At 67.7% G+C, this 663-nt stretch carries 1 protein-coding gene; it reads right to left on the bottom strand.

Annotated elements, in window-relative coordinates:
* Positions 1-663: AMP-binding protein (locus G4D83_RS45250; protein ID WP_163871173.1), on the bottom strand; the 663-nt coding region annotated here is incomplete at both ends.

Here is a 663-nt window from a genome sequence, read left to right as displayed (position 1 = left end):
GGGCACGGTGGGAGACGACGGTGCCCTTGGGCTGGCCAGTGCTGCCGGAGGTGTAGATGACGTAAGCCGGGTGCTCGGCACCGGAGACGGATGCCGGTGAGGCCGTGCCGGAGAAAGCATCCTCCTGACCATCGATGCAAATGACAGCGGGGCCGTCGGGCAGCAATGAGCGCAGCGAGTGCTGGGTGAGAAGCACTGGCGCGGCGGAGTCGCGCAGCATGAAGGCCAGCCGCTCGCGCGGGTAGCTGGGGTCCAGAGGCACGTAGGCGGCGCCGGCCTTGAGGATGCCCAGCAGCGCCACCGGAAGCTCCAGCGAGCGCTCCATGCAGAGGGCAACGAGAGTCCTAGGTTTCACGCCCAGGGACGCCAGGTGCGAAGCAAGCCGGGAGGAACGCGCCTCCAACTGCCCATAGGTGAGCGAGCCGGAATCACTGACCGCCGCGAGAGCCTCGGGAGTGCGAGAAGCCTGGGCGCTGAAGAGCTGGTGCACGCACGCGTCGGCCGGGAAGTCGGCAGTGGTGGCATTCCACTCCACCAGCACTCGCGACTGCTCGGCCTCGTCCATCATCGACAGAGAGGAGACGGGGAGAGAGGGCTGAGCGAGAGCGGAGCGCAGCAGCGTCCGCAAGTGCTCCACCAGGCGAGTGATGGAGGCGGAGTCGA

This window comes from Myxococcus eversor (assembly GCF_010894455.1).
GTDB lineage: Bacteria > Myxococcota > Myxococcia > Myxococcales > Myxococcaceae > Myxococcus > Myxococcus eversor.
Note: the sequence above shows the minus strand (reverse complement) of the source record. Positions and strands in the feature narration are given on the sequence as shown.